Genomic DNA, 4800 nt, shown 5'->3' with positions numbered 1-4800 from the left:
GGATGCAGGTTCTAAAATTAGTATGGATCACCGTGGGCGTGCCTACGATAATATATTCATAGAAAAGGCTCTGGCGAACCATAAAATATGAGGATATATATCCTAAGGCTTACGAGACACCAAAAGAAGCACGTATCGGAATTCATAACTATATAAAATTTTATAATCACGAGCGTCCACACTCACGCTTAAAATACCGCACACCGGAAGAAATATACCGGGATAGGTAATTATCCTGTTTCTCCCTCTTGTGTAGTATAAGTGCAGATATATGAGCTGTAAAGGGTTCCTTCGGAAGCTGCTTTGCAGCACACCCTTGACAGTTCATATATCCACACTTGGTGGGTAACTAAGGGAGAAAGGGATGGAATAATCTCTTCCGAAATCCAACTTAATTTTTTTGAAAAATTGTCTTGACAAATGGGTTCACTTTAGTTTTCTTTGCATAGCTTATCACTCTGGTAACGGATCTTATGATAGCTTTTCTTATTGGATTGATAGCACTTGCGGGTAACCATATTTACATTATTGAAGATAATATGGTTGTGGATATGCCCTTTATCTATGTGCGTCGATAACACAAACTCATACTCATCTTTGAGTATCTTTTTACATAATTCAAGACCGATTCGATGTGCCGTTTCAGGCGTTGTTTCTCCCGGTAAAAAATATTGAATCAGATGTCTTGCAAGGACAGTTCCCTTAGTTCCCGCCTCCACTCTTGTCCTTAAAAACTGAGTATGAGCAGTTGACTGATGGCATTTATGCGTACTGACTAAAAGCTGTTCATCTGTTTTATCTCCATTAACAATATAGTCAATAGCAAGATTAAGGGTTGATTTTATAGGGTGTATTTTTGTAATCGCCATAAATTTTAATCACCTCCGGAAGTCCTGTTTAGAAGCAAGGAGTGAATTTGCCACAGTTCTTTTGAGAAATGTTCAATCTCTTTTTTCATATCGCCTATGTCCTCTTTGTAGATAACACCGGTCGAATTTACTCGCTTTGCAATCTGATTGATGTTGTTTGTTGCGTTGGAAAGTAAGCCTTGTAAATCTCTAAACGGTTCTAAATCTATTTGATAAATTTCTTTTTCTAAAACGCATTTGCGGATAAAGTGGCTCATATTTCTGCACCTTGCGAGCTTTCTTTTCTCCTCAAAAAGAGCTTTTTCTTCTTTGGTCAACTTAATTTCAAGTCGTTCATTTCGTATCCTATTTGCCATAGGTATATTTTCCTCCTTTGTGTGAATTTCGGGGGTGTTAGGGTCTCCCTAACAAGCTAAAAATTGATAAAAAAAGAAGCAGATCCCGAAGGCTGCTTCATCAATTTTTCCGTAAGTGTACGGACACTTACTGTGCTTGCTCATTAAGAATGATTTAGATAGCAAACATAAGCATGTATATAATTTTTTAATACATTATACCATAAATGTAGAAAGATTTCTACATATGTCTTGACAACTAAGATAAAATAATGGCTTATAAATAATGGCTTATATTTTTTTTATCTATTGACAAGTTGTTTATAGTCTGATATACTATGAATGAATATAGATAGTTATTCATTCATAGCATAAAAAGGAGGTCTATTTAGTTGGATAAAAAACAGGTATTAAAGACCGCAGCCTACGATGTATTCTCCAAAAAAGGATATAAGGCAACAGCAATTTCAGAAATTGCCAAGCAAGCCGGCGTAGCAGTTGGTTCTTTTTATAACTACTATGACAGTAAAAAAGCTATTTTTTTAGATGTTTATGTAGATGAGAATAATCGTGTACGTCAAGCAATGATAAACGAGTTGGATTGGGAAATGAATGATATGGTTGGACTTGTCAGTCAGATTTTCAGACGATCACGAAGTTATGTTTCTTCCAATAAAATTCTTATGGAATGGTACAATCCTCTTATTTCTGATGAATTGCATAAATATTATTCTTCGGAAGAAGGCAAAGTTGCGAATCCTTTTCATCAGTTTTTAGTGGAGACCTTTACTAATCGTATGGTAGAAGAAGGATATTCTCAGAAAAAAATTCAAGAAATCTTGCAAGTTTATAATCTGTTCTACTACATGGATATGCACATCACAGAAAATGATTTTTCGGGAATCAGTAAAACTGTTGAAATACTTGCAACTTACTTCATTAAAGGAATTCTTAAATAACAAATATAATTTAATTATAGGTGAATTGGAGAAAGAGGAATGAACATGGAATTTAGAAAAAAAGAGTACAAACCGTTTGACATTTTTGACAGTGAATGGGCGGCAATAACGGTAGGCAACAGGGAAAAGTTCAATGCCTGCCTCGTGTCATGGGGTAGCCTTCGAAATATTTGGGGAGCACCGGGAAAAAGTAAGGCGACTGTAACCCTATATATACATCCGTCAAGATATACAGCTGAGTTTATTGATGATAGTGAATACTTTACTGTAAGCTTTTTTGATCCAAAATATAAAAAGGCACTTGCATACCTTGGAAGTCATTCAGGAAGAAATGAAAATAAAATAGAAAATGCCGGACTTATGGCAATTCCTATAGGTAAGACAATGGGATTTAAAGAGGCAAAACAGACTTTTTTATGTAAAAAGCTTTGTAAGCAACAGTTTGACAAGGAGAGTTTTGTACAGGAAATAAGGGATTACTATGAATTGTATCCGGATATCTATACTGACGGACATGGTGGCTGGGAACCTCATTTTATTCTTATAGGTGAGATAGAACAGATTATAGATTAAATGGATATGCTATATTTGATATTATTTAATAGAAAGGACAAAATTTTTATAAGAAGAATTAATTTTTTTATTTTTTGAAAATATATGAATGAACTTATATTTTATTCATTCAATAATATAATAAAGGGGATTTTATCATGGACAAACAAGGAGTTAAAAAAATGAATGGATTAGGTATTACAGGAATTTCTCTTGCCATTATTGGTATTTTGATCATTATTTGGGGAGCTACACTACAACAGATTGATTTATCAAACCCTGATTTTATGTCCTTTGCGACTGGAGGTATGATTTTGCTGGCTATAGGGTTATGTATGATTGCCGGCTTACCTGTTATTTTAAAAATTGCGGGTATTTGGTTGGCGGCATTGACTACCATGATTTATATTTACAGCCTACCTAATACTGATTTGCTTATCAAACTGATTGGCTTTATTCCTGTTATCGCACTGGCTACTTGGCTATCTTTTAAATTTTGGAAATGAGGAAAATAATGAAAAGAGGTAAAAAAATGTTGATAATTATTATATCTATTCTGGTGGCTATATGCCTTATTTCTTGGGGTGTGATAACCTATCTTGGACGTAGTCAAGCTTTGTCTTTAAAATCCATTGAAAATTTCAATGGGGACCTTTACTTAATACATTTGACGAAACCTACTAATATGACATGGAAAGCAGGTTCTTTTGCTCAGTTTACATTACACGATGTTAAGGAGAGTAATCAAGACACTACAGATGCAGTATCCGGTGCTACAACGAACGGTGATAAGAACAAGCAAAACCGTTACTGGATGACAATAGCTTCCAATCCTGATGAGAATGAAATCCTTATTTTGACACATAATAGTAGTAGTTTATATAAGAAAACTTTGACCAATCTAACAGCAGGAAGTAAGGTTGAGGTGAGTTGGATTGACTCTCATTTATCTGTTACAGATGGCGAAGAGCCACTTGTTTGTTTTGCTTCTGATGTAGGTATTGCTGCAATACGACCAATTATCAAAGAGTGGGCTGGCAAACGAGATATTATTTTGAGTCATTTGGATAAGGGGGTAACGGTTTTTGATGAAGAGTTGTCTCAAACGGCTCAAAAATACGTCGAACTGAATTATGACAAAAGCACCAGCCTCGCCCAAAGTCAAGAAACCTTAAAAAATATAGTTGATAAATATGGTAATAAAGCTATCTATCTTTTGGCTGGTCAATCTGATGATGTTGGAATGATAAAAAAGTTTCTTGAGGAACAGGGAATTGATAGCAAGCAGATTAAAGTAGATGATTTTAAAGGTTTGAAATAGTAACAATCACTTTTGTGTAAAATTCATTGTGTTTTTGACAAAAACAATACAATAGACTTTTTTGCTTATGCGATTACAATCAAAATAAATAATGGTAATAGTAGAAAATATTTCTTTCATTTTAGAGGACTTCTTATGCTCAGATGCAGAAGTCCTCCTTTTTTGTCTGAAAAACGGTCAGTCAAAAGAAACGGAGGACTTCAAAATGGAAAAAGAATTTTATTTATATGTAAACGGACAAAAGGTGAAAGTCAGTGAGGATATATATAAGGTCTACTGGCGTGAGAAAGAGCATGAAAAATATTTGGAGCAGGTGGACAGGAAAAACCACTTGCTCTTTTTTTCATCATTTGTGGTGGTCAAGCATTTTTGTAACACTTGCGACTGATTTTTATACAGCATACCGTGCCTCAAAGGGAGTGCGATATCCGTTATAGGCATGGGGACGTACATGGTTATACTTTATGTATGCAAAATCCTCAACAGCATCATATAACTCCTGTTCCTCATGGTAATGGTGAAGATATATCTCTTCATTTTTCAGAGTATTAAAATACCTTTCCATTGGTGCATTGTCATATGGATAGCCTGCCTTGCTCATGCTCTGTGTGATGCTGTTTTTCTCACAGAATTCAGTAAAAGCCTTCGATGTATATTGACTTCCCTGATCACTATGCAGGATAATATCTGTGCTGACAAATCTCTGACTGTCCAGAGCTTTTTGCAGGGTTCGGATGGCAAGAACACTAGTTATATGACGATCT

At 35.0% G+C, this 4800-nt stretch carries 8 protein-coding genes and 1 pseudogene; 6 read left to right on the top strand and 3 right to left on the bottom strand.

Annotated elements, in window-relative coordinates:
- Positions 1-80 precede the first annotated feature (80 nt).
- Positions 81-230, top strand: a complete 150-nt coding sequence (locus HMPREF9333_RS13620; protein ID WP_083816563.1) for an integrase core domain-containing protein — start codon at positions 81-83, stop codon at positions 228-230.
- Positions 231-434: 204 nt separating this feature from the next.
- Here the strand turns inward: HMPREF9333_RS13620 and HMPREF9333_RS01540 are convergent.
- Both HMPREF9333_RS01540 and HMPREF9333_RS01535 read right to left on the bottom strand, forming a co-directional pair.
- Positions 435-869: pseudogene (locus HMPREF9333_RS01540) on the bottom strand (relaxase/mobilization nuclease domain-containing protein); the annotation flags it as partial.
- A gap of 5 nt (positions 870-874) precedes the next feature.
- A complete protein-coding gene (locus HMPREF9333_RS01535; protein WP_005539291.1) occupies positions 875-1225 on the bottom strand; it encodes a plasmid mobilization protein in 351 nt (116 codons plus the stop codon).
- A gap of 371 nt (positions 1226-1596) precedes the next feature.
- On the opposite strand from HMPREF9333_RS01535, the gene HMPREF9333_RS01530 reads away from it, so the two are divergent.
- The 5 genes from HMPREF9333_RS01530 to HMPREF9333_RS01510 all read left to right on the top strand — a co-directional run bounded on the left by HMPREF9333_RS01530 (position 1597) and on the right by HMPREF9333_RS01510 (position 4424).
- Positions 1597-2163, top strand: a complete 567-nt coding sequence (locus HMPREF9333_RS01530) for a TetR/AcrR family transcriptional regulator (RefSeq protein ID WP_005539289.1) — start codon at positions 1597-1599, stop codon at positions 2161-2163.
- Positions 2164-2208: 45 nt separating this feature from the next.
- Positions 2209-2736 (top strand): flavin reductase, encoded by a 528-nt coding sequence (locus tag HMPREF9333_RS01525; RefSeq protein ID WP_005539287.1) that lies wholly within the window; start codon positions 2209-2211, stop codon positions 2734-2736.
- Positions 2737-2873: 137 nt separating this feature from the next.
- On the top strand, positions 2874-3221 hold the full coding sequence (locus HMPREF9333_RS01520) for a hypothetical protein (protein WP_040882019.1): 348 nt from the start codon (positions 2874-2876) through the stop codon (positions 3219-3221).
- An 8-nt stretch (positions 3222-3229) separates the two neighbouring features.
- Complete coding sequence (locus HMPREF9333_RS01515) at positions 3230-4036, top strand: ferredoxin reductase domain-containing protein (protein WP_040882018.1); 807 nt, start codon at positions 3230-3232, stop codon at positions 4034-4036.
- Between the two features lie 205 nt (positions 4037-4241).
- A complete protein-coding gene (locus tag HMPREF9333_RS01510; protein WP_005539284.1) occupies positions 4242-4424 on the top strand; it encodes a hypothetical protein in 183 nt (60 codons plus the stop codon).
- A 3-nt stretch (positions 4425-4427) separates the two neighbouring features.
- On the opposite strand, the gene HMPREF9333_RS12425 is transcribed toward HMPREF9333_RS01510, so the two are convergent.
- On the bottom strand, positions 4428-4800 hold a 373-nt coding region (locus HMPREF9333_RS12425), incomplete at its 5' end, for a DDE-type integrase/transposase/recombinase (RefSeq protein ID WP_156797246.1).

It is taken from the genome of Johnsonella ignava ATCC 51276 (genome assembly GCF_000235445.1).
Classification (GTDB): domain Bacteria; phylum Bacillota; class Clostridia; order Lachnospirales; family Lachnospiraceae; genus Johnsonella; species Johnsonella ignava.
The sequence above is the reverse complement of the archived record's forward strand: the minus strand, read 5'-3'. Positions and strand labels throughout refer to the sequence as shown.